Source organism: Dermabacter sp. (assembly GCF_032550575.1).
Classification (GTDB): domain Bacteria; phylum Actinomycetota; class Actinomycetes; order Actinomycetales; family Dermabacteraceae; genus Dermabacter; species Dermabacter hominis.
The window spans coordinates 37,097-58,589 of record NZ_JAWFZC010000001.1; the positions used below are offsets into that span (position 1 = coordinate 37,097).

Here is a 21,493-nt window from a genome sequence, read left to right on the forward strand (position 1 = left end):
GGGATAATTCCGACTCGAGGAAGGCGGTGAGCGGCATGGATGCGGATCGTGAGGACTCCCGCCCGCGCAAAGTTTGGGGAACGAAAGACGATCCCCTTCTCCTGCCGCTCATCGACGCAATCCGTGAACTTCATCCGGAAGCCGACCTTTCCCTCGTCTATCGCGCGTATAACGTCGCCGAGTACTGGCATCGCCCCCAGTTTCGCAAGAGCGGCGAGCCGTACATTACGCACCCGATTGCGGTCGCGACGATCCTCGCGGGCATGGGTTCCCCGCCCGATGTGCTCGCGGCGGCCCTTCTTCACGACACCGTTGAGGACACCGAATACACGCTTGAAGAGCTCACGACTGATTTCGGCGAGACAATCGCCGTCATGGTTGATGGCGTCACGAAGCTCGACAAAGTGCGGTACGGCGAAGCCGCGCAGGCCGAGACCGTGCGAAAAATGATCATTGCGATGAGCCGCGACATTCGTGTTCTGCTCATCAAGCTCGCGGATCGTCTTCACAACGCTCGCACATGGAAGTTTGTGTCGAGTTCGAGCGCCGAGCGCAAGGCAAAAGAGACACTCGAGATCTATGCACCGCTCGCGCACCGCCTTGGACTTAACGCGATTAAGTGGGAGCTTGAGAATCTGAGCTTCCAGGTGCTCTATCCGAAGCTCTATGACGAAGTGGTGGCGCTCGTTGCCGAGCACGCTCCGGCGCGCGAAGAGTACCTTGCGGGCGTGATCGGCACTATCGAGGAAGACATTAAATCCGCGCACATCGAAGGCACGGTGACGGGTAGGCCGAAGCATTACTACTCGGTCTATCAAAAGATGATCGTGCGCGGGCGCTCGTTCAGCGACATCTATGACCTTGTGGGGATCCGCGTGCTCGTGGACACGGTACGCGACTGCTACGCGGTTCTCGGTATTTTGCACGCGCGTTGGAGCCCCATGCCGGGGCGTTTCAAGGATTACATCGCTCTTCCGAAATTCAACCTTTACCAGTCGCTTCATACGACGGTCATCGGACCTGGCGGCAAGCCCGTTGAAATACAGATTCGCACGTGGGATATGCACCGCCGCGCAGAGTACGGCGTTGCCGCGCACTGGAAGTACAAAGCCGCTACGGCCCGCGGCGAAAAGATCGAGGATTCCCCGCAGAGCTCTGCCGTCGGCGGGGATATGTCGTGGCTTCGCCAGCTTCTTGACTGGCAGAAGGACACGACGGATTCCGATGAATTTCTCGAGTCGCTGCGCTACGAGATGGCCTCGAATGAAGTGTACGTGTTTACGCCCAAGGGCGATGTTGTCTCACTCCCGCAGGGGGCGACTCCCGTCGATTTCGCGTACGCGGTCCACACGGAGGTCGGCCACCGCACGATGAGCGCGCGCGTGAATGGCAAGATCGTGTCGCTTAAATCGGAGCTGAACACGGGCGACGTCGTCGAGGTCTTCACGTCGAAGGCAGAGGGTGCAGGTCCCAGCCAGGATTGGCTGAATTTCGTGGCGTCGACTCGTGCACGCACGAAGATTCGACAGTGGTTCTCGAAAGAGCGACGCGAAGAGGCGCTCGAGCGAGGCCGTGACGAGCTTGCGCTTCAGCTCCGCCGGCAGAATCTGCCGTTGCGCCGCATGCTCACGCACGAGATGCTCACAAACGTCGCGGCGGACCTCAATTACGACTCGGTCGACGCGCTGTATACGGCGATCGGTGAGCACCATGTGAGCGCCGAGAATATCGTGGGTCGCCTCATTTCTGAGGTGGGCGGCGCCGAGGGCGTTCAGGACGACATGGCCGAATCTGTCGTGCCATCGCGGGTGCTCGCGAAGCCGCGCCGCGCCTCACATGCCGATCAGGGCGTCGTTGTGGATGGTCAGCGTGATTTGTGGGTGAAGCTCGCAAAGTGCTGTGCCCCCGTGCCCGGTGATGACATCGTGGGTTTTGTGACGCGTGGCAATGGCGTGAGCGTGCACCATGCAGCGTGCGCGAATGCGGAGCAGATGCGTGAGAAGCAAGCCGATCGCTTCGTGCCGGTGAGGTGGTCTGGCGCGACGAACCAGGCCTACATGGTTCATATCAAGGTCGAGGCACTTGATCGATCACGGCTTCTTACTGATCTCGCTGACGTGATCTCCGAGCTTGAGGTCAATATCCTTTCGGCCTCAGCGCACTCGCTTCCGGATCGTATCGGTGTCGTCTTCTTCTCCTTTGAGCTTGCGGATCCCTCTCATCTTCGTAACGTGCTCACGCAGGTGCGGAAGGTGTCGGGCGTATTCGATGCTTACCGCGTGACGAGCGATGGCAAGCCGATGTGATCTGCGGTCTGATGGTGCGTTTTGGCAGCGCGACCTTCGAGCGTCTTTTCGATCTCTTTAGCGAGTGCTGCGAGCTTTTTGTAGCGGGCTCGCCCCGTCCGTGGTCCCGAGTAACCGTTGCCCCGGCCTGAGCGACACGCGCGATAGGCGATGCGCGTGAGGTCGCTGCTTGTCACCCATCCCTGAGCGACGAGCCTTTCGGCATAGATGCGGGCGGTTTCGTCTGCGCCTTTGCGTGCGAGTTCAGCGAAAGCGCGGTGGGGCGCGAGCGTGGGGATTCCCGCGGGATAGGCGATGTCTCCGGTGGCGAGGGTGATTTTGCGAAGCTCGAGGTCGTCATAGCGTTGGCTGTGCCGTTCTGAGGCAACGATGAGGCGTGAAGGCGAGTAATCGCCGCCGCACCATATCCAAGCCGCTGTGTGATCCGCGATGACTGCTCCCGGGGCGGTCGCGGTAGGGGAAATCCGCTCGATGGCAACGCCGACGGCGGCTGCCCGTTCGCGCACGCCGACTGTGGGAGTGAGGGCCAGGGCGAATCCCGAGCCGAGTGAGGCGAGCGGTAGGTCTCGCGCAAGAAACGGAAGCGATGCACCGGGCTCGAGGAGGAGTGCGTGCCCCACGTCGAAAGCGAACGGCGCGCGGCCTGCTTCGCGAAGGTGAGGCGCGAGGCATGCTGTCGCGGTGGCATGTGTGGGGCGAGTCATGGCACCAGAATCACACGAAAGGCGGGAGCCCGCAGGGCACCCGCCTTTCATTGTGGAGAACTTTAGTTGTTGAGCAAGTTCAACGCCTAGCCAAGATCTTTAGCGCTACGCTCGATCACTTCGAGCCATTCGCGTCGGGCATCGAGAGCGGCCTGCGCCTTCTCGATTTTCTTTGCATCGCCCGTGGCTTTGGCCTTCTCGAGATCCTCTTCGTAGCTCGCGATGGCTGCGTGCAGCTGCGAGGAGGCGCCCTCGACGCGCGCCTTGGTGCGCGGGTCGGTCCGGCGCCACTCGTCGTCCTCAGCCTTCTGGAACGCGGCGCGAACGGCGCGGATACGGTCCTCGACGCGACGCATCGCGTTGCGGGGGACACGGCCAGCGGCGTCGTAGCGGTCCTCGATCGAGCGGAACTGCTCCTTTGCCTTGTCCAAATCGGTGATGGGCAAAAGAGCCTCAGCCTCGGCGAGGAGGGCTTCCTTCACTTTGAGGTTTTCGGACTGTTCCGCCTCGATTTTCTTGAGGTCGGCGTTGCGGCGATCAAAGAAGGAATCCTGCGCGGCTTTGAACTTTGCCCACTGGGCGTCGTCCTTCTTGCGGTTACCGCGGGGAGCAGCACGCCACTGATCCATGAGCGAGCGGAACTCTCGGGCCGTAGGGCCGAAGTCTTCAGAGTCCCGGATAGCCTCCGCCTGTTCGATGAGGCGTGCCTTGATCTTTTCCGCCTTCGCGTGCTGTTCATCGAGCTCACTGAAGTGCGCCCGGCGCTTGCGGTCAAATTCGCTTCGGGCGGCTGAGAGGCGCTTCCACAGCTTGTCCTCGACTTCCCGTTCGAGCGACACCTCGTTCTTTTGCATCTCTTTCCAATTCGGCACCATCGAGCGCATCGTCTCGGCGGCCTTCTTCCAGGAGATGCGGTGGGAGTCGGTGGCGACGAGCTCCTCGATTCCTTCGACGAACGCGGTGCGCTTCTTAGTCGACTCCTCGCGGGCAGCGAGGCGTGCCTTCTCAAGCTCGCCGATGAGCTCCTTCGCCTTCTCTCGAAGTTCGTGGGCGCGTTCGCGCAGCGCGGGGATGTCGCCGACGACCTTCGGCTCCTTCATGTTCTTACGCATCTGCTCGAGGATGCGGTTGAGGTCTGCCTGGGTGAGCCCGGGAACCTGGAGCTTCTGCTCGACCACGTCGAGGAAGGCGCTCAGATCGAGGTAGGCGTGGGCGAAGGGGGTGAGAGCCTTCTCGCGCTCGGTGCCTTTTTCAACGGTGCCGATTTCGCGGATCTGGGTGCCGTCCTTCACCGTGACGGTGCCTTCGTCGGTCACATCGCCGAACGTGAGGGCTTCGGTGACCTTGGCGTCGTCGTAGCTTGTTGCAGTGGGAACGATAGGAACGAGCGGGGTGCGCGGCGCCTTACCTTTAAGCTGTGCGGGGGAGCCGGGCTTAGGGGCGCTGGGCTTTGGTGCTCCCGGCTTTGGGGCACTGGGCTTAGGTGCCGACGTCTCGGCTGTTTCGTCCGACGCCTCCGCCGCTTTTGGCGCTTCTGCTTCGGTGGCCTGCGCGCTTGCCTCTGCTGAGTCAGGGGCGTGCGTGGCCTGAGGGGATTGAGGGGCCTCAGGCGTTGCAGGGGCCTCAGGCGCGGCGGGGTTCTCGGGGGTGTTCTGGTCGTTCTCGTTCACGAGCTTCTCCTAGGATTCGAGGGCACCGGGGTGCCTCGGACAGGGGACGGGGCATATTGCCTCGCACCAACGGCGGCGCATTAGCCACGGCATTACCTAAAACTGTATCGCGGATAACACTGCGAACGGAATTCGATGCCGCGGCATGGGAAACGCGGCACGATGGTAGGCATGACTGATGTGCGCGCCACCCTCGATTTTGTGCTGTCCCCCTATTTGAGTGCCACGTGCTCGATCCTGAATGACGGAACCGACGCTCTCGTCGTGGACCCCGGGCTCGAGGTCCACGAGGAAGTTACGAACGTGCTTGGGGAGCAGGGCCTCAACCTGCGAGCGATCCTCGTGTCTCACGGGCACCTCGACCACGTTGCCGACGCCGCCCTCCTAGCCTCGCAGTTCAACGTGCCGGTGTACGTGGGTGCTCGCGACGAGTACAGGCTTGAGGACCCTATGGGCCAGCTACCGTCGGCGTTTACCAACCAGATCCGGCCCCGCTGGGACGCGCGCGGCTGGTCTAAGCCCGCGGACGTGCGGCCCCTTGGAGACGGCGATGTTCTCGATGCGGGGAACCTGCGCCTCGTCGCACACGCGTACCCCGGACACACAGAAGGCTCGACACTCTATTTCTTCGACGGTCCCGTGCACATCAATCCGCTCGTCGGTGTGACGCCGCGTGCCCTCACCGCGCCCGCCCTGGCCTTCACCGGAGACGTGCTGTTCAAGGGAACGATCGGCCGCACCGATCTGCCGGGCGGCAACCCTGAGGAGATGAAAGCTTCGCTTACGAAGCTTCGAGGGGGCGCTCTTGGCCATGCTGAGGCAGTGATTGTGCCGGGTCACGGCCCCTTGAGCGTCTTCCGGGACGAACTCGCGGATAATGGATACCTGCGCACCGCCTTCTGAGGCTGAATCAGCGTAGAAGACACCACAACTTGTCAAGGAGAATAGCCCATGGCGAAAGTGACGCCGCTTTCCGGATTTCCCGAATGGCTCCCTGCCGAGCGCCGCATCGAGCAGCACGTGATGGACACGTTCCGGGATGTCGCAGAGCTGCACGGCTTCTCCAATATCGAGACCCGTGCGGTTGAGCCGCTCGACCAACTTCTGCGCAAAGGGGAGACCAGCAAAGAGGTCTACCTGATCTCGCGCCTTCAAGCCGACGATGAGGATCGCGATAAGGAGGGCCAGAAGCTCGGCCTTCACTTCGACCTCACCGTCCCGCTTGCGCGGTATGTTCTCGAGCATCAAAACGATCTCGCGTTCCCCTTCCGCCGTTACCAGATTCAAAAGGTATGGCGCGGCGAACGCCCCCAGGACGGTCGTTTCCGCGAGTTTTATCAAGCGGATATAGACATCATTGGGCAAGATACGCTGCCCTCTCACATGGATGCCGACGTCGCGATCGTGATGGCCGAGGTGCTCGGAAAACTCCCGATTCCTGGCTTCACGATCTCGGTGAACAATCGCAAGCTTTCGCAGGGCGTCTTCGAGGCACTGGGGCTCACCGACATCGAAGGTGTCCTCAGGCAGCTCGACAAGCTCGCCAAGGTTGGCGAAGCGGAGGTGCGCACACTCCTTATCGAGCACGCGGGAGCGAGCGAAGAGCAGGCCGACGGCTGCCTCGCCTTCGCGCGGATCAAGGCGACCCATGAGGACCTTGCCGAGAAAGTCAACGCACTTGGCGTCTCGAGCGAGGCGATTACGCACGCACTCGAGGAGCTGAGCTTCGTGATCCGCACCGTCAACGCCTCGGTGCCGGGTGCTTGCATCGCCGATCTCTCGATCGCGCGAGGTCTCGACTACTACACGGGAACGGTGTTCGAAACCTTCGTAGAGGGCCACGAGGACCTTGGTTCGATCTGCTCGGGCGGCCGGTACGACACGCTCGCAACCGACAACCGCCACTCCTACCCGGGCGTTGGTCTGTCGATTGGTCTTTCTCGTCTTGTCTCGCGGCTCGTGACGCGGTCGCTCGCGACCTCCACGAGGGCGGTGCCGACCGTCGCACTCGTCGCGGTAGCGGACGAGGAGCACCGTGAGGCGAGCGTCGACGTCGCCCGTGTGCTGCGTTCGCGAGGTATTTCTGCCGAAGTCGCACCGAGTGCCGCGAAGTTCGGCAAGCAGATCAAGTACGCGGATCGCCGCGGTATTCCCTTCGTGTTCTTCCCCTCCGAGGATGGCAGGGGAGAAGTCAAAGACATTCGCAGCGGCGAACAGACCCCAGCCGACGCGCATACGTGGCAGCCACCAAAAGACGACATGACCGCGCGTGTGGTGGCGACCACCTCGACCAAATAACCTGAAATAAGAACGCCTTTGAGGGAGTTAGAAACGACATGGCAACCGTAGAAATGACCAAGGAAAACCACGACGAACTCGTCAAGGACGGGATCGTCTTCATCGACTTCTGGGCAGAGTGGTGCGGTCCGTGCCAGCGCTTCGCCCCGATTTTCGAGAAGGCCTCGGAGGAGAACCCCGACGTGACCTTCGCGAAGGTTGACACGGAGGACCAAACCGAACTGCAAATGCAGTACGGCGCAACGTCGATCCCCACCATCGTGGCGTACCGCGATGGCATCCCCGTGTTCGGCCAGCCCGGCGCCCTTCGCCAGGCTGACCTCGACTCGCTTATCTCGCAAGTGCGCGGCCTCAACATGGACGAGGTCCGCAAGGCCTACGAAGAGCAGCAGGCAAAACAGGGCTAGTAAGCACTTGCTCTCCGCAAGAGGGAAGAAGCTCGCCAGGAACGGCGAGCCTCTTCCCTTTTTTGAAAGTGCGAGGTTTTGAAAATGGGGAGCTGTCGGTATAGTGCTGCGCATGATATCGGACAGCGCCGCAGCCCCTCCCCGTGGCAAAACCAAGCGCCAGCAGGCCGTGCTCACAGTTCAGGACAAGACGCAGGTGAGTAAGAACCTCGTGAGGCTCTGCCTTGGCGGCTCTGACTACGTAAAGCTCAACCGCAATTCGTGTACGGACGCATACGTCAAGCTCCTTTTGCCACAGCCGGGAAGCGGTCTAGCAGCACCCTTCGACATGGATCGGCTGCGAGACGAGGCCCCCGAACTCCTGCCCGCACGCCGCACGTATACGGTCCGCCGCTGGGATGATGCGAATGAACGGCTCTGGATTGACGTTGTCGTGCACAACGCTCCGGGTCAGCACGGCCTTGCATCCGACTGGGCCACACGTGCGCACGAAGGTGACCAAATCGCGGTCATGGGGGCCGGTGGTGGCTATTCGCCGCACCCAGAAGCCGATCTCCACGTCCTCGTGGGGGATCACGCAACAGTCCCGGCGATCGCCGCCGCGCTGGAGGTAATGCCGTCGAGCGCACGGGGCCACGCCGTCATTCACGTCGAGGACGAAGCCGATATTCTCTCTCTTTCTCACCCGGAGGGCTTTTCGCTCGAATGGGTTGTTGGAGCGCGCGAGGGGCTGCTCGTGGCTGTCGAAACGCTCGATATTCCACACGGCATCATCGACAAGCGCGGTGTCCATGTCTTTTGCCACGCCGAACGCGGCCTCACGAAGCAGTTGCGTGCCCATCTCGTGCGCGAAAGAGGAATTGCGCGCGAAGACATTTCGATCTCGGCGTATTGGGCGCTCGGCCGAGTGGAAGATCGATTCCAGGCAGAAAAGCGCGAAGCGATCGGTCGCATTGACCCCGATTGAGGGCGGTCTTGCTACGGCTCGTGCTCCACACCTTGGTGTTTTCCAAGTCCTTGCACTGCCGAGAACATGCTGCGAAGAGCAGTCGCTAGTCTCGAAGCATGAACAGTACTCTCACCACGCTGCCAAGCTGGGCACGCACAAGCGAGCTTATGGAGCACTACTACCTCACCGAGTGGGGAGTTCCCGTCACCGATGAACAGGGCGTATTCGAACGCCTGAGCCTCGAAGTATTCCAATGCGGTTTGTCGTGGAAAACGATTCTGACGAAGCGCGATGCTTTCCGCGAGGTCTTCCACCAATTCGCGGTCGATCGTGTCGCAGCTATGGGGGAGAGCGACATCGAACGGCTCATGGAGGATGAGCGGATCATCCGCAACCGTCGGAAAAATGAGGCGGTCATCGGCAACGCTCGTGCCGCGCAAGCGCTGCGCGATGACGGCACCGATCTTGCGCGGCTCCTGTGGAGCTATGTCCCAGAAAAGACCTACGCGCCCCGAACTCAGGAGGAGATTCCCACGCGCGATGAGACCTCGGCGCGTATGTCCGCTGATCTCAAGGCGCACGGGTTTTCATTTGTGGGGCCCACGACCTGCTTCGCCCTCATGGAGGCGATCGGCATCGTCGACACGCACCTCGTCACCTCACCGCGGCGCGGCAGCTCGGGCATATTCGATTCCGACGGTCGCCGCATGGCCGGCGAGGCCGGCTAAGAACGCGTGCGCTCAGGCCGGATTTTTAGAATCGAGATCGACTTCGATCACGCCATCGCTCACGCGTGAGGCGTACACGGGCAGGGTGTAGGCGTCGTTGGCGTAGCACTTGCCGGTTTCGAGATCGTAGACCTCTTTGTAAATGGGGCTCGCGAGTGTCGCACGGCGCGCGCCTTCGACGTCGCGGTCGCCAACGATGCCGCGCGACATGACGCCCTGCTGGGTACGCGGATCCACGTTTGAGACGACGTAAATCTTGCCGTCCCAGGCCTTCACTACGGCAACCTGCTCGGTGCCGAAAAGTGCCGCTTCAGGCAGATCCTGGTTGATGTCGTTCTCCTTGCAGATGCTCTGCCAGTTGCTCATGGGTGTCCTCGCTTGTCGGCTCAAGTGGCGGGCAATGTCGATGACGGGGGAATGCGGCCAGTACGGTATCTGGCCTGCGACTTCGCGGACCAAAGTCCCATGCGGGACTCCTGTGGGGTGACGCAAAAATCCCTCGTTCTTGCAACTCCACTGTACTCGAAAACGACGGCAGATTTTGTGTAGGGTGAGACCACGTCTACACCCCTAGCCTTGATGTAGGAGCTGCCGTGAGCACTGCCGACGTTGCCCCCAACTCTGAAACCGCTGGCGAGGAAACTCTCGTCAAGCACGTCGTTGTCGTTGGTGGCGGACCTGCCGCCCAACGCTTCGCGGAAACGATGCAGGCGCGCGATAAAGCAGGCGCCTACAAGATCACAGTCATCTCGGAAGAGAAGGTTGAGCCTTACGATCGCGTCAATCTCGCGAAGCGTTGGGATAAGAGCTACGACCTGACACTTGGCGATCGCTCGCTGTGGGAAGACCCGCACATTGACCTGCGCCTCGGCGATCGCGTGAACTCGATCGATACCGAATCGAAGCTCGTGCGCACCTCCTCCGGCACTGTGTACGGTTACGACGAGCTAGTACTGGCGACCGGATCTAACGCTTTTACGCCTCCCATCAATGGCTGGGACACGAAGGGCGTGTTCGTATACCGCACCGTTGACGACGTCGACGGCATGAGCGCGACGGTTGAGGCGCTCAAGGACGATGAAAAGCGCACGGGTAAGGCCATTGTTCTCGGCGGCGGTCTCCTCGGCCTCGAAGCCGCCGGTGGCCTCGCGAGCGAGGGCTACGAAGTTCACCTCGTCGAGCTCGCCGGATGGCTCATGCCGGCTCAGCTTGACGAAGGCGGTGGCAACCTCCTCAACCGCCTTATCGAGCAGCGCGGCATTGTGCTCCATACGGGTGTGAGTCTCGAGCAAGTTCTACCGCGCATTGAGTACCGCAAGGGCAATACCGCGGACGAAGAGGCCATTAACGCTGCTGCCTCAAACGTTCGTGGCGTCAAACTTTCCGATGGGACCGAGCTTGACGCCGATCTCGTGTGCCTCGCTGTTGGCATCCGCCCTCGCGACGAACTCGGTAAGGTCAACGGCTTCGAGATGGGCCCGCGCGGCGGCATCATGGTCGGTCAGGATTGCCGCACCTCGGTCGAACACGTGTGGGCGATTGGTGAATGCGCCGCGATGGAAGGCCGCACGATCGGTCTCGTTGCCCCCGCCAATACGATGGCCGAGGTCGTCGCCGATCAGCTCCTTGGTGGCGAGAAGCTCTTCGGCGAAATTGACGGCTCGACCAAGCTCAAGCTTTCTGGCATCGATGTCGCGAGCTTCGGCGATGCGAAGGGCGCCGAGAAAGACTCGCTCGACGTGGTCTACGCCGATCCCACCCGCGGCATTTATCAGCGCCTCGTCATGAGTCCTGACGCGGCCGTCCTCCGCGGCGGCATCCTCGTGGGCGACGCTTCTAACTACTCGACGCTTCGCGCCTACATCGGTCGTGAACTTCCGGGAGATCCGGCGGCGTATCTTGCAGCCGGCGGCGGCGAAGTTCCCGATTCCGGCGACATGCCCGACGACGTCATCGTCTGCTCGTGCAACAACATTTCCGCGGGCACCATCAAGGCAGCGATTAACGGTGAGGGTGACTTCGCCGAAGCGTGCCACGACATTCCGTCGATCAAGGCCGCAACGACGGCCGGAACTCAATGTGGCTCGTGTGTGCCGCTTTTGACCAAGATCCTTGGAAACGAGCTCGCGAAGTCCGGCATTGCCATGTCGCGCGGCCTCTGCGAGCACTTCTCGATGCCTCGCGCCGAGCTCTTCCAGATCGTTAAGGAACACGACCTCAAGAGCTTCCCCGAAGTCATTGGCCGCTACGGCAAGGGCAATGGCTGTGACGTGTGTAAGCCCGTCGTCGCGTCGATCCTCGCGTCGCTCCGCGATGATTACATCCTCGGCAAAGGGCTCCAGGAGCTTCAGGACACGAACGACCGCTTCATCGCGAACATGCAGAAGGACGGCACCTACTCGGTGATCCCGCGCATGCCTGGCGGTGAGGTGAACCCCGAAGCTCTCGTTGTCCTCGCTGAGGTTGCACGAGACTTCAACCTGTACACGAAGATCACAGGCGCGCAGCGCATCGGTCTGTTCGGTGCCCGCCTTGAGCAGCTTCCGAATATCTGGACGCGCCTCGTGGAGGCCGGGTTTGAATCGGGCCAGGCCTATGGCAAGAGCCTTCGCGCGGTCAAGAGCTGCGTGGGTACGGATTGGTGCCGCTTCGGCCAGCAGGACTCGGTTGGCATGGCCGTGCTCCTCGAGAACCGCTACAAGGGCCTGCGTTCGCCGCACAAGTTCAAGCTCGGTGTGTCGGGCTGCGCGCGCGAATGTGCGGAGGCGCGCGGCAAGGACATCGGCGTGATCGCGACAGATAAGGGTTGGAACCTTTACGTTGGCGGCAACGGTGGCTTCACGCCGCGCCACGCCGACGAGTTTGCGCACGATTTGAGTGACGAAGAGCTCGTAAAGTACGTCGACCGTTTCCTCATGTACTACATCTCGGATGCCGACAAGCTTCAGCGCACTGCCTCATGGGTTGAGGCTCGGGGCATCGACCACGTTAAGGAAGCCGTGCTTGAGGATTCACTCGGCATGGGCGAGCAGTGGGAGCACGAGATGCAGAAGTTCGTGGACAACCACAAGGACGAATGGGTCGAGGCCGTGAAGGATCCCCAGAAGTTTTCGCGCTTCCGGTCCTTCATCAACGCCCCCGACACGCCAGATCCGCTATTCGCGCGCGTGCCGATGCGCGATCAGAACCGCCCGGCCACGCTCGAGGAGCGCGAACAGGTGCTCATCTCCGGTCCAGTGATCTCCTTCCGCGATGCGCACGGCCAAGAGGTTCCCGCCGAGCAGGTCCTCGAACGCCAGTAGCTTCGTGAAGGCTTCTGACCTCTCTGTTGCACACCAGTGGCGGGGCCGCGTCGTTGATCTGACGGATCACCGCGGTCCCGCCGGTTGGCGTGCTGCGCAGGCGCTTGCCCGCGAAGGCGCCATTGTTTACCTCGGTGATGCGGCCCAGCACGAGCGCGCGTGCAGTTTCGATCAACAGGCGCGGGAACTCGGGCACGAGGCGCTCGTGCTTCAGTGGGCGAGCGAGCCACGTGGGCAGATTCGTTCCGACGCTTGCCCGCCTCACGCCGAGAAAGTGACGCTTTCCGAAGACCAGGAACCGTCGGACAATCGCGCCCACACGCCCGGCGCTGTCACCCTCGTGGGTGGAGGGCCGGGGGAGCCGGACCTCCTGACCGTAGCCGCGCTCAAGGCGACCCTGCGCGCCGACGTCATTCTTCTCGATCGTCTGGGCGTGGCGCTCAATGTCATGGATCTCGCGCCTGGCGCACTCGTTCTCGACGTTGGTAAGGCCCCGGGACGCCACAAAATGTCGCAAGAGCGCATAAACGACACAATGCTCGCCTTTGCGCGCGAAGGGGCGAGGGTGGTGCGGCTCAAGGGTGGCGATGTGTTCATTTTTGGGCGCGGGGGAGAAGAATGGCGGTTTCTCGCCGCTCACGGCATCCGCGTCGACATCGTCCCTGGAATCACGAGTGCGCTCAGCGTTCCCGCCCATGCGGGCGTCTCGGCAACCTATCGCAATGTAACGCGCGCGGTCACGATCATCTCGGGCCACCAGCCGTTTAACAATGCCGAGCTTTCGGCCCTCGTCGCGCTTGGCGGGACGATCGTGATTCTCATGGGAGTGGCAACCTTCCCCTCAACCGTTGCGGGCTTGCGAGCGGCTGGTCTGCCGGAGTCCACTGGCGTCGCGCTCTTAGAGCAGGGTTACACCGCCCACGAGCGCCATACGTTTACAACGCTCGGCGCTGCGATCGAGGATGCCCGTTCGCGCAACGTGACGAACCCGGCGATAATCGTGATCGGTGACGTCGTCAACGTCCGGGAAACCTCGGCAGAACTCGCCGAAACAACCCCGCTCGCCGCTACCGAATAAGAGGAGTTCCCATGAGCATCCCTAACCCGACCGCCGCAGCCGAACCAACTGAGCGTCCTCTTGCCGGTCTGCGCGTGGCCGTGACCGCTACACGACGTGCCGACGACCAAATCGCTGCTCTCGAGCGCGCCGGAGCCGAAGCATTCCACGCTCCCACGATGCGCATCGTTCCAGTCGAAGACGACACGGCACTGATCGAAGAAACCCATGCTCTTCTTGAGGCAGCCCCGCCGACGTTCTTCGTGACGACCGGGCAGGGCATCAATTCATGGCTCGACATCCTTGAGGATCCTCTCAAGCAGCAGGTCCTCGACTACCTCTCCACGACACAGATCATTTGCCGCGGATCTAAAGGCCGTGGCACCGTTCGCAAGTGGGGGCTTCCCGACGCTCCGAGCAGCGAGAAGGAAACGAGCACGTCGATGGTCGAGCTCGCGCTCGAACTCGGTATCGCCGATGGGCCAGTGGGGCTTCAGCGCCACGGATACGTCCCAGACAAGGCTCTCGCGCCGCTCGGCGACCGTGAACTCTACGTTGTGGCACCGTATCGGTGGGAACTCGCCGAGGACCTCGCACCGGTCCACACTCTCGTGAACGCGATCATCGCACGAGAGGTCGATGCGGTGACGTTCACCGCGGCGCCAGCCGTAGTCGCGCTCTTCCAAGTCGCGGAGGAGATGGGGGCTCGCACACAGCTTCTCGAAGCTCTCGACAGCGATGTGTGCCCGGTTGCCGTCGGACACGTGACCGCCGAGCCGCTTGAGGACGAGGGGCTGCGCCCGCTTTACCCCGAGCGCGAAAGGCTCGGCGCAATGGTCAAGCTCATGGGAGAGAAGCTCAGGTCTCGCGAGCGCTGAGTCGAGAAAGCGCGCTTTCGTAGCGCGCAGCCACGATCGGAGCGAGGGCGTCGCCGAGATGATCGAGGACCACCCAGCCCGCGTCCCGGGCGCGCTCGCGCGCCCTATCGAGCAGCAAGCCGGGGGCGGCAAATAGTGGCAGCACAGTTCCTGGGCCTTTGGCGTTTTCGAGGCGATCGTTGAGGCGCGGCTCGCACGTGGCAAAACGTACGTGGACGCTCCGTCTCGTGGATGCGGCGAGGTCATCGCCGAGCGCTTGAACCGCTTCGTTTGCACCCGGGCGCGACGAGCCAACCGCGAGGAGGATGATCTCGCCGCGTGGATTCTCACCCTCGCCCTGGTCGAGCCGAGTTGCGAGGACGTCCACCATCTCTGCGCCCGTGCCGAGCACCTCGGCCTGCACGAGTTCGATCCCGTGGGCGGCTTTCGCCTCGCGCAGCTCGCTCGGTGCGTCCTCAGTCGCGTGATAGGCCTCGGTGAATAGAAGCGGCACCGCGACAGCGGAGGAATACCCGTGTTCAGCGAGCATTTTCGCAACCTCGGTAATTGAAGGCGAGGCAAAATCCTCTAGATAGGCAGCGTGAGCCTCGACGCCGAGGCGGGCTCCCGCAGCGAAAACGAGGGACTCGGTCACGGCTGCGGCATCGGGGTTGCGGCTTCCGTGGGCGATACCTATCAATGCGGGGGCGGTCGATAACGTCATGCCAAAAACCCTACCCGACGTGCGCTTCCTTGATATTATCGGCGCGCCCCGGCCGGCCGGCGGCAACGGGATCGGATCCCCACATTATGAGTGCTGCCGCGATCGTGCCGGTTGCCATGATGCCCGCGAGCACGAGCAGCTGGAACCGGCCAGCTTCAAGCGGGGAAGCACCCGCGAACACGGCCCCCACGAACGCCCCTGGCATGGTCACAATTCCCGTGACACGGGTTTGATCCACATTCGGGATGAGGGCTTCGCTCATGGCCTTGGACGCGATATCGCGCACCGCCCGGCGATTCGTTGCACCGAGACCGAGCCACCCCTCGATCTCACCCCAATGCTGCGCGACGTCCTGGCTGAGCCTACGGCCTGAGAGGGTCACGACGCTCATGGCATTACCCGTAATAATGCCGCCGAAGGCAAGGAGGTTTTGTCCCGTGAAGGACAGTGCCCCCGTGAGGAAGACGGTAAGAACAGACACCGCTACAGCCGTGCTCATCGAGATCGCGACGAGCACAACGGTGCGTGCATCACCGCCAAGTCGCCTCGACGAGGTCCAGATGCCAAAGCCGAGCATGACGAGCAGCGCGAGAAAGACGTACGCAACGTTCGTGATCGCGAGGCTAAGGACGCTTGCGAGGATCGCAAGCTGCAAAAGTGCCCGCACGAGGGCCACGGCAGGATCCGCCCACTTGGGAATGCTCCACGCACGCCGGAGCGCGAGCGTCAAAGTGAGGCACAGAGCGAGAGCGAAAGCAGTCGCGAGAAGAACAGATGTGCTCACGCCCAGCTCCCGAACCTACTGTTTATCGACACCGAGGCGCTCGAGTTCCTCTTCGATGATGCTCGGATCGAGCTTGCGGAAGATCGGCTTCGGTTTCGCGACAGGCGCCCCGACCGTGACCGGGCGATGGCCCCACGCAGGAACGTTCGTGTAGTCGCCCGTAATAATCGGGTATGAGCCGTCGGCGTCGAGATCGTCGACCTCTTCGATGCGCGGCATCGGCGCAACCTCAAGAGTGCCGCCCAGCACCTTCTCCACCTCGTTCGCAGAGAACGGCAAGAACGGCGCAAGCATGGTGTTGAGGTCGGTGACGACCTGCGCGAGCACGTGAAGGATCGTGAGCAGGCGGGGCCGTTCCTCCTCCGCTTTGAGCTTGAACGGCTCGGTCGCCGAGACATAAGCGTTTGCCTCACCCACGAGGTGCATAATCTCGCTAATCGCGGCACGCTGGCGGTGGGTACGAATGAGGTTTCCGACGGTGTCAAAGCCCTCGGTGACCTTCGCGAGAAGGGCGTTATCGGCATCCGTGAATTCACCGGCGGCGGGAATCTCACCGACGTTTTTCGCGATCATCGCGGCCGTTCGGTTCACAAGATTGCCCCATCCGGCAACGAGCTCGTTATTCGTGCGTGACACGAACTCGCTCCACGTGAAGTCGGCATCCTGGTTCTCAGGGCCCGCCGCGGAAATGAAGTAGCGCAGTGCATCGGCCTGGTAGCGTTCGAGAACATCGCGCACATAAATAACGACGCCCTTGGAACTCGAGAATTTCTTCCCCTCCATCGTGAGGAACTCCGAGCTCACAACCTCCGTCGGAAGATTAAGCGTGCCAAGCCTGCCGGGCTCACCGCCCTTGCTGCCGCCCCCGTTGTGGGCGATCAACTCGGCCGGCCAGATCTGTGAGTGGAAGACGATGTTGTCCTTGCCCATGAAGTAGTAGGAAAGAGCCTCCGGATCGTTCCACCACTTGCGCCAGGCCTCGGGGTCACCCGAGCGGCGTGCCCACTCAATTGACGCCGAAAGATAGCCAATCACCGCATCGAACCACACGTACAGGCGCTTCGTGGGCTGATCCTCCCACCCCGGAACTGGAATGCCCCAGTCGATATCGCGGGTCATCGCGCGCGGCTTGATGTCCTTGAGGATGTTCTGGCTAAAGCGGATGACGTTCGGGCGCCACAGCCCCGTCGCCTCGCGCTCGTCAAGCCACGCTCCGAGTGCGTCGGCGAGTGCGGGAAGGTCTAGGAAATAGTGCGTTGTTTCGATGAACTTCGGGGTTTCGCCATTGATACGGGAGACCGGGTCGATGAGATCGGTCGGGTCGAGCTGGTTGCCGCACGCATCGCACTGATCGCCGCGAGCACCCGGCGTTTTACACAGAGGGCACGTGCCCTCGATGTAGCGGTCGGGGAGAGTGCGGCCGGTCGAGGGGGAAATTGCGCCGCGGGTGACCTGCTCAATCATGTAGCCGTTGTCCCGCACAGTCGTGAACATTTCCTGCACGATCGCGTAGTGGTTGCCCGAGGTCGTGCGAGTAAAAAGGTCGTAGGAAAGACCCAAATTGACGAGGTCCTCGACGATCACGCGGTTGTTGCGGTCCGCGAGTTCCCGCGCCGTGATGCCCTCCTGATCAGCGGCCACGAGAATTGGCGTGCCGTGTTCGTCGGTTCCCGAGACCATGAGCACGTCGTGCCCGGCCATTCGCATGTAGCGCGAGAACACATCGGAAGGGACACCGAATCCGGCAACGTGGCCGATGTGGCGGGGTCCATTTGCATAGGGCCAGGCAACAGCAGAAAGCACAGTACTCATAGGGCTCCAATTCTACGACTTTTTATGAGGGAAGCGCCTTATCCTGGGGGCATGAGTTACGACAACGACACGAATGCCACCGGACTCACCCTCGCTCAGCAGAAAATGCGCGAGGCGGGCGTGGCGGAAGCTGCCATTAACGTCTTCAGCGACTTTTACCACCAGCTCGAGCAGGGCGTGACCGGTTCGATCCCGGAAGAGACGATCTCGCCACTGACCGAGGTGGATCGACTCGCCGATGTCGAGGTTGATCCCGAGGTTGCGAAGGATGCTTTCTCGAAGCTCGTTGTCATCAACCTCAATGGTGGGCTTGGCACCTCGATGGGCATGGATCGCGCGAAGTCGCTCCTCCCTGTTCGCGATAGCAAGAGCTTCCTCGAGATCATCGTCGAACAGGTGCTCGCCGCTCGAAAGAAGACTGGCGCCCGCCTCCCGCTGCTGTTTATGAACTCGTTCCGCACGCGCGAGGACACTCTCGAGGTGCTCGCTAAATATCCCGACCTTCAGGTGGGGGATTTGCCGCTCGACTTCCTTCAGAATAAGGAACCGAAGCTTCGCCGCGACGATCTCACGCCCGTCGAATTCCCCGAGAACCCGGAGCTGGAATGGTGCCCGCCGGGCCACGGCGATATTTACACGGCCCTTCTCACCTCGGGCGTGCTTGATGCCCTGCTCGAACAGGGGTTCCGCTACGCTTCAATTTCGAATTCAGACAACCTCGGCACCGTTCCCTCGCCCGAGATTGCCGGCTGGTTTGCCGCTTCCGGCGCCCCTTACGCTGCTGAATTGTGCCGCCGCACAGCAGCGGACCGCAAGGGAGGCCACCTCGCTATCCGTAAGTCCGACTCTCGCCTTATCCTGCGCGACACCGCCCAAACCCCGGCGGAGCAGATGGACTACTTCACCGACGAGCACCGCCACCCGTTCTTCCACACGAACAACCTGTGGTTTGATCTCGTGAAGCTCAAGGAGATCCTCACCGAGCGTGAGGGCGTCATGGGCCTGCCACTCATCCGCAACGAAAAGACTGTTGATCCTTCCGATAAGTCGAGCACTCCCGTCTACCAGATTGAATCGGCGATGGGAGCGGCCATCGAGGTGTTCGAGGGAGCCACCGCGATTGTCGTTGACCGCTCGCGCTTCCTGCCCGTGAAAACAACGAGCGACCTGCTGCTCGTGCGCTCCGATGTCTACGAGCTCACCGAGGATTACGCTCTTGAGAAGGTCATCGAGAAGGCCCCGCTCGTCAAGCTCGCCGACAGCCCCTACAAGCTCGTGGGTGACTTCGAGAAGCGTTTCCCGGGTGGTGCGCCGAGCCTTAAAGACGCGTCTTCGCTCACCGTTGAGGGGGATTGGACGTTCAATGAGGGCGTCCGGATTGAAGGTGACGTGACCCTCGGAGCTGAGGGCGGAATCCTCCCCTAGTTCCCCTCCTCGAATTGCATAGGGGTTGCGGGGGTTTGGCGCGGTGCATGTGGCCCGCCCAGGCCCCCGTTTCCATGCTGCGCAGCCGCCCAGTCGTCATTGACGCGCCTGGCCGAGGCGAGGCGCCGCTAAGTCGAGCGGATGCCGGCTCGCCAAACTCTCTTCGCCTATGAAGAGCTTCCACAATTTCCAAACACCCGTTGCGCAGCCTTTAGCGTTCTGGTTGGCTATGTGACATGGGCCTCGCTCGGGGGAGTGGGGCCGCGTCGAGCTGGATGGGGGAGTGTATGCGGAGCGGGCGGGCACAGGTTCTTGGTGCGTTGAGTGTCGCGGTTGTGGTGGCGGCTGGGTTCGTGGGCTGTGGTGGTGAGTCTGCGGGTGGTCCGACGCCTGCCGCGCAGTCATCCAGTTCTCCTCTGAGCAGTGATGATGGCGGTTCCGATTCGGGTGGTGGCAGTGATGGCGGTGGTGAAGCGTCCGGCCGCACGCCGAATCTTCCGCCGGAAAACGCGGCGCTTGAGGCTCCTGATTTCAAGGACTACACGGGCATAAAGTACGAAACCGATCAGGGCGCCCAGGAGACAGCTAGGTACTTTGTTGATGGATGTATTACGGGTATGCCACGGGCGATACGGAACCGCTAGGGAACGTGGTTGATTCCCGTCAGTGCGAAAATTGCCAACGTGTTATTGACGGCATAGATCGGTGGCGGAAGAAGTCTAAACATATTTCGCCCGCCGAGATCTCTGAAGATGATATTTGGGTCGTTGAGACTAACGACGACTTCACTCAAGTGGAATATTGATACACCGTCAACGATGTGGTGGTGACAGAGCCGGGCCTAAGTAGTGAAACGGTTAAAAGTGAAAGAAAAGCATCAGCATTTCGCCTCCGTTACCTGAACGGATCTTGGAAGATCCAAGAGGGTGTTTGGAAAGGGGCGGACGATGTCTCGCGGTAAAATTTTCGGCTTGTTGATTGGTGCGGCAATCGCCATTTCAAGTTGGTCGGCACCGGTCTTAGGTGAAGAGAACTCAGATATTGATTTTGATGGAGTCGCTGAAACTGGATCTTTGACAATCGAGGGTAGAAAACCTGGAGGCCCCATTAATGGCGGGTCAAATGGGCGGGCGCCGGATAAACCTTCGGGCAAGCGTGATGCGGTGACGGATGGCCCGCGGCGGGTGTGGGTGTCGGCGAGTGATCGGGATTTGGGTTGTCGTAGTGGTGGGCCTGATGTGTTTCGGTTGCTTGCTGTGACGTCGTTTTGTCGCACTGCGCGGGCAGCGTGTCCGGTAGCGTTTCCGGGGGCGTCAGTTGTGGTGGGACATGAGGTAGAGGTATCGACGGGGGCGCCGATTTTGGGGACGGAGCGTGTGTCGGGGTGTTCGTCGCCGTCTTCGAGCTCGGGTGGCGGTGGTTCTGTGATGCCGGTGGTGTCGCAGGAGGATTTTCGGTCGCTTGGTGTGGAGCCGCTTGTGGCGCATTTGGGGCCGCCGGGAGAGTGGATTCCGATTGGGTTGGACATGGTGGTGTGGGCGGAGTCTCGGGTGCAGACTTTTGAGGTGGAGATGCTTGGTCGGGCTGTGAGTGTGCGGGCGACGCCGGTGAAATATATCTGGGATTTTGGTGATGGGACGGTGTTGACGACTTTGTTTCCCGGTAGGCCGTTTCCGAGTAAGGATGTGTCGATGGGGTATACCCAGTGCGACAGATGTGTCGCAAAAATGGCGAGACCGAGCCTATTGGCAACAGCAAACTACTGCGCCGTAACTGTCCCGCTGGGGTGCCCCTGTATGGCACTGACTCGACGAGGCCGCGAACGAGCAGCCTCTTGAGAAGGCGAAAGGCAGCGGCAGCGAACCTGGATCGGTTCAGATCTACGAGATGGATGCGCTCATCGGTTCGCCGCGTTGCTCGAGGTTCCGGCTGCGTCCGCAACGGAGTGGGCGAGGTGCTCTGCCAGCGCGGCGCGCAGTTCGGGCGGAAGGGGGGCGGCTCCGACGGATTCGCTAAGCCAGAGTCCGTCGGCGGCAAGGTACACGACCATCTTCTGCAGCGCCCGAGGGTCAGTCGGGTCAATCTCGGCAGGGTCGGGTATCCATCGGGAGATGACCCTTCTCCACGGCTTGTTGAGCTCGCTGTCGGTGCTCGCCTCGAGCATGAGCAGCAGCTCGGGGCCAGTGGCGCTGCGAGCGCTCACGCGGGCGTAGGCGGTGACGCGCTCGTCCTGCGTTGCCTCGTCTGGGTCCTTGCCCAGGACGTTGATCATCTCGTGGTCCCAGCGCTCGGCAAGATGCTCGTGCAGCGCGAGCACCAGGGCGTCCTTCGAGGGGAAGTGGTAGAGCAGCCCACCTTTGGTGAGTCCGGAGGCGGCGGCCACCGATTCGTACGTGACGGCCGTGACGCCGTCGGTTTCGACAACGTGGAGGGCGGCTTGGAGGATGGAGTCTCGTTTGCTGGTCCGCAT

18 protein-coding genes are annotated in these 21,493 nt (G+C 61.7%); 11 read left to right on the forward strand and 7 right to left on the reverse strand.

Annotation, left to right across the window (positions count from 1 at the left end; all coding sequences use genetic code 11):
- Nucleotides 1–35 precede the first annotated feature (35 nt).
- On the forward strand, nucleotides 36–2,306 hold the full coding sequence (locus E6X30_RS00195) for a bifunctional (p)ppGpp synthetase/guanosine-3',5'-bis(diphosphate) 3'-pyrophosphohydrolase (protein ID WP_016664413.1): 2,271 nt from the start codon (nucleotides 36–38) through the stop codon (nucleotides 2,304–2,306).
- Here the strand turns inward: E6X30_RS00195 and E6X30_RS00200 are convergent.
- On the reverse strand, nucleotides 2,273–3,010 hold the full coding sequence (locus E6X30_RS00200; RefSeq protein WP_141740653.1) for a hypothetical protein: 738 nt from the start codon (nucleotides 3,008–3,010) through the stop codon (nucleotides 2,273–2,275). The two genes, E6X30_RS00195 and E6X30_RS00200, sit on opposite strands and share 34 nt — an antisense overlap.
- An 86-nt stretch (nucleotides 3,011–3,096) precedes the next feature.
- Entirely contained in the window at nucleotides 3,097–4,680 is a 1,584-nt protein-coding gene (locus E6X30_RS00205; RefSeq protein WP_070435982.1) for a DUF349 domain-containing protein, read from the reverse strand.
- 171 nt (nucleotides 4,681–4,851) lie between these two features.
- Here E6X30_RS00205 and E6X30_RS00210 point away from each other — a divergent pair, with 171 nt between their 5' ends.
- The 5 genes from E6X30_RS00210 to E6X30_RS00230 all read left to right on the forward strand — a co-directional run bounded on the left by E6X30_RS00210 (nucleotide 4,852) and on the right by E6X30_RS00230 (nucleotide 9,062).
- On the forward strand, nucleotides 4,852–5,583 hold the full coding sequence (locus E6X30_RS00210; RefSeq protein ID WP_316335502.1) for an MBL fold metallo-hydrolase: 732 nt from the start codon (nucleotides 4,852–4,854) through the stop codon (nucleotides 5,581–5,583).
- 48 nt (nucleotides 5,584–5,631) lie between these two features.
- A complete protein-coding gene (gene hisS, locus E6X30_RS00215; protein ID WP_070435983.1) occupies nucleotides 5,632–6,978 on the forward strand; it encodes a histidine--tRNA ligase in 1,347 nt (448 codons plus the stop codon).
- A 38-nt stretch (nucleotides 6,979–7,016) separates the two neighbouring features.
- On the forward strand, nucleotides 7,017–7,385 hold the full coding sequence (locus tag E6X30_RS00220; protein WP_070435984.1) for a co-chaperone YbbN: 369 nt from the start codon (nucleotides 7,017–7,019) through the stop codon (nucleotides 7,383–7,385).
- A 112-nt stretch (nucleotides 7,386–7,497) separates the two neighbouring features.
- Nucleotides 7,498–8,352: a siderophore-interacting protein gene (locus E6X30_RS00225; protein WP_316335503.1), complete on the forward strand. Its 855-nt coding sequence runs from the start codon at nucleotides 7,498–7,500 to the stop codon at nucleotides 8,350–8,352.
- 98 nt (nucleotides 8,353–8,450) lie between these two features.
- The gene (locus E6X30_RS00230; RefSeq protein WP_316335504.1) at nucleotides 8,451–9,062 is read left to right on the forward strand and encodes a DNA-3-methyladenine glycosylase I; all 612 of its coding nucleotides are present in this window, start codon (nucleotides 8,451–8,453) and stop codon (nucleotides 9,060–9,062) included.
- Between the two features lie 12 nt (nucleotides 9,063–9,074).
- On the opposite strand, the gene nirD is transcribed toward E6X30_RS00230, so the two are convergent.
- Nucleotides 9,075–9,428 carry a nitrite reductase small subunit NirD gene (gene nirD, locus E6X30_RS00235; protein ID WP_316335505.1) on the reverse strand — a complete coding sequence of 118 codons (354 nt, stop codon included), beginning with the start codon at nucleotides 9,426–9,428 and terminating at the stop codon, nucleotides 9,075–9,077.
- Nucleotides 9,429–9,655: 227 nt separating this feature from the next.
- On the opposite strand from nirD, the gene nirB reads away from it, so the two are divergent.
- Genes nirB through E6X30_RS00250 form a run of 3 tightly spaced genes read left to right on the forward strand, consistent with a single transcriptional unit; the run spans nucleotide 9,656 to nucleotide 14,299 of the window.
- Nucleotides 9,656–12,364, forward strand: coding sequence for a nitrite reductase large subunit NirB (gene nirB / locus E6X30_RS00240; protein WP_316335506.1), 2,709 nt, complete (start codon nucleotides 9,656–9,658; stop codon nucleotides 12,362–12,364).
- Between the two features lie 4 nt (nucleotides 12,365–12,368).
- Nucleotides 12,369–13,442, forward strand: a complete 1,074-nt coding sequence (gene cobA, locus E6X30_RS00245) for a uroporphyrinogen-III C-methyltransferase (RefSeq protein WP_051120647.1) — start codon at nucleotides 12,369–12,371, stop codon at nucleotides 13,440–13,442.
- Between the two features lie 11 nt (nucleotides 13,443–13,453).
- Nucleotides 13,454–14,299 carry a uroporphyrinogen-III synthase gene (locus E6X30_RS00250; protein ID WP_016664424.1) on the forward strand — a complete coding sequence of 282 codons (846 nt, stop codon included), beginning with the start codon at nucleotides 13,454–13,456 and terminating at the stop codon, nucleotides 14,297–14,299.
- Here the strand turns inward: E6X30_RS00250 and E6X30_RS00255 are convergent.
- The 3 genes from E6X30_RS00255 to metG are packed head-to-tail and all read right to left on the reverse strand — an operon-like array spanning nucleotide 14,280 to nucleotide 17,598.
- Complete coding sequence (locus tag E6X30_RS00255; RefSeq protein WP_016664425.1) at nucleotides 14,280–15,002, reverse strand: sirohydrochlorin chelatase; 723 nt, start codon at nucleotides 15,000–15,002, stop codon at nucleotides 14,280–14,282. The genes E6X30_RS00250 and E6X30_RS00255 overlap by 20 nt on opposite strands.
- A 10-nt stretch (nucleotides 15,003–15,012) precedes the next feature.
- Nucleotides 15,013–15,786 carry an ABC transporter permease gene (locus tag E6X30_RS00260; protein ID WP_016664426.1) on the reverse strand — a complete coding sequence of 258 codons (774 nt, stop codon included), beginning with the start codon at nucleotides 15,784–15,786 and terminating at the stop codon, nucleotides 15,013–15,015.
- A gap of 15 nt (nucleotides 15,787–15,801) precedes the next feature.
- Nucleotides 15,802–17,598, reverse strand: coding sequence for a methionine--tRNA ligase (metG, locus tag E6X30_RS00265; protein ID WP_016664427.1), 1,797 nt, complete (start codon nucleotides 17,596–17,598; stop codon nucleotides 15,802–15,804).
- Nucleotides 17,599–17,649: 51 nt separating this feature from the next.
- Here metG and E6X30_RS00270 point away from each other — a divergent pair, with 51 nt between their 5' ends.
- Nucleotides 17,650–19,023: a UTP--glucose-1-phosphate uridylyltransferase gene (locus E6X30_RS00270; protein WP_016664428.1), complete on the forward strand. Its 1,374-nt coding sequence runs from the start codon at nucleotides 17,650–17,652 to the stop codon at nucleotides 19,021–19,023.
- Between the two features lie 287 nt (nucleotides 19,024–19,310).
- A complete protein-coding gene (locus E6X30_RS00275; protein WP_016664429.1) occupies nucleotides 19,311–19,667 on the forward strand; it encodes a hypothetical protein in 357 nt (118 codons plus the stop codon).
- Between the two features lie 1,253 nt (nucleotides 19,668–20,920).
- On the opposite strand, the gene E6X30_RS00280 is transcribed toward E6X30_RS00275, so the two are convergent.
- Complete coding sequence (locus E6X30_RS00280) at nucleotides 20,921–21,493, reverse strand: TetR/AcrR family transcriptional regulator (protein ID WP_016664431.1); 573 nt, start codon at nucleotides 21,491–21,493, stop codon at nucleotides 20,921–20,923.

Coding starts and splice junctions, on each gene's coding strand:
- E6X30_RS00195 (WP_016664413.1), top strand. CDS start 36: ATGGATGCGGATCGTGAGGACTCCCGCCCGCGCAAAGTTTGGGGAACG.
- E6X30_RS00200 (WP_141740653.1), bottom strand. CDS start 3,010: ATGACTCGCCCCACACATGCCACCGCGACAGCATGCCTCGCGCCTCAC.
- E6X30_RS00210 (WP_316335502.1), top strand. CDS start 4,852: ATGACTGATGTGCGCGCCACCCTCGATTTTGTGCTGTCCCCCTATTTG.
- hisS (WP_070435983.1), top strand. CDS start 5,632: ATGGCGAAAGTGACGCCGCTTTCCGGATTTCCCGAATGGCTCCCTGCC.
- E6X30_RS00220 (WP_070435984.1), top strand. CDS start 7,017: ATGGCAACCGTAGAAATGACCAAGGAAAACCACGACGAACTCGTCAAG.
- E6X30_RS00225 (WP_316335503.1), top strand. CDS start 7,498: ATGATATCGGACAGCGCCGCAGCCCCTCCCCGTGGCAAAACCAAGCGC.
- E6X30_RS00230 (WP_316335504.1), top strand. CDS start 8,451: ATGAACAGTACTCTCACCACGCTGCCAAGCTGGGCACGCACAAGCGAG.
- nirD (WP_316335505.1), bottom strand. CDS start 9,428: ATGAGCAACTGGCAGAGCATCTGCAAGGAGAACGACATCAACCAGGAT.
- E6X30_RS00250 (WP_016664424.1), top strand. CDS start 13,454: ATGAGCATCCCTAACCCGACCGCCGCAGCCGAACCAACTGAGCGTCCT.
- E6X30_RS00255 (WP_016664425.1), bottom strand. CDS start 15,002: ATGACGTTATCGACCGCCCCCGCATTGATAGGTATCGCCCACGGAAGC.
- metG (WP_016664427.1), bottom strand. CDS start 17,598: ATGAGTACTGTGCTTTCTGCTGTTGCCTGGCCCTATGCAAATGGACCC.
- E6X30_RS00270 (WP_016664428.1), top strand. CDS start 17,650: ATGAGTTACGACAACGACACGAATGCCACCGGACTCACCCTCGCTCAG.
- E6X30_RS00275 (WP_016664429.1), top strand. CDS start 19,311: ATGCGGAGCGGGCGGGCACAGGTTCTTGGTGCGTTGAGTGTCGCGGTT.
- E6X30_RS00280 (WP_016664431.1), bottom strand. CDS start 21,493: ATGCGGACCAGCAAACGAGACTCCATCCTCCAAGCCGCCCTCCACGTT.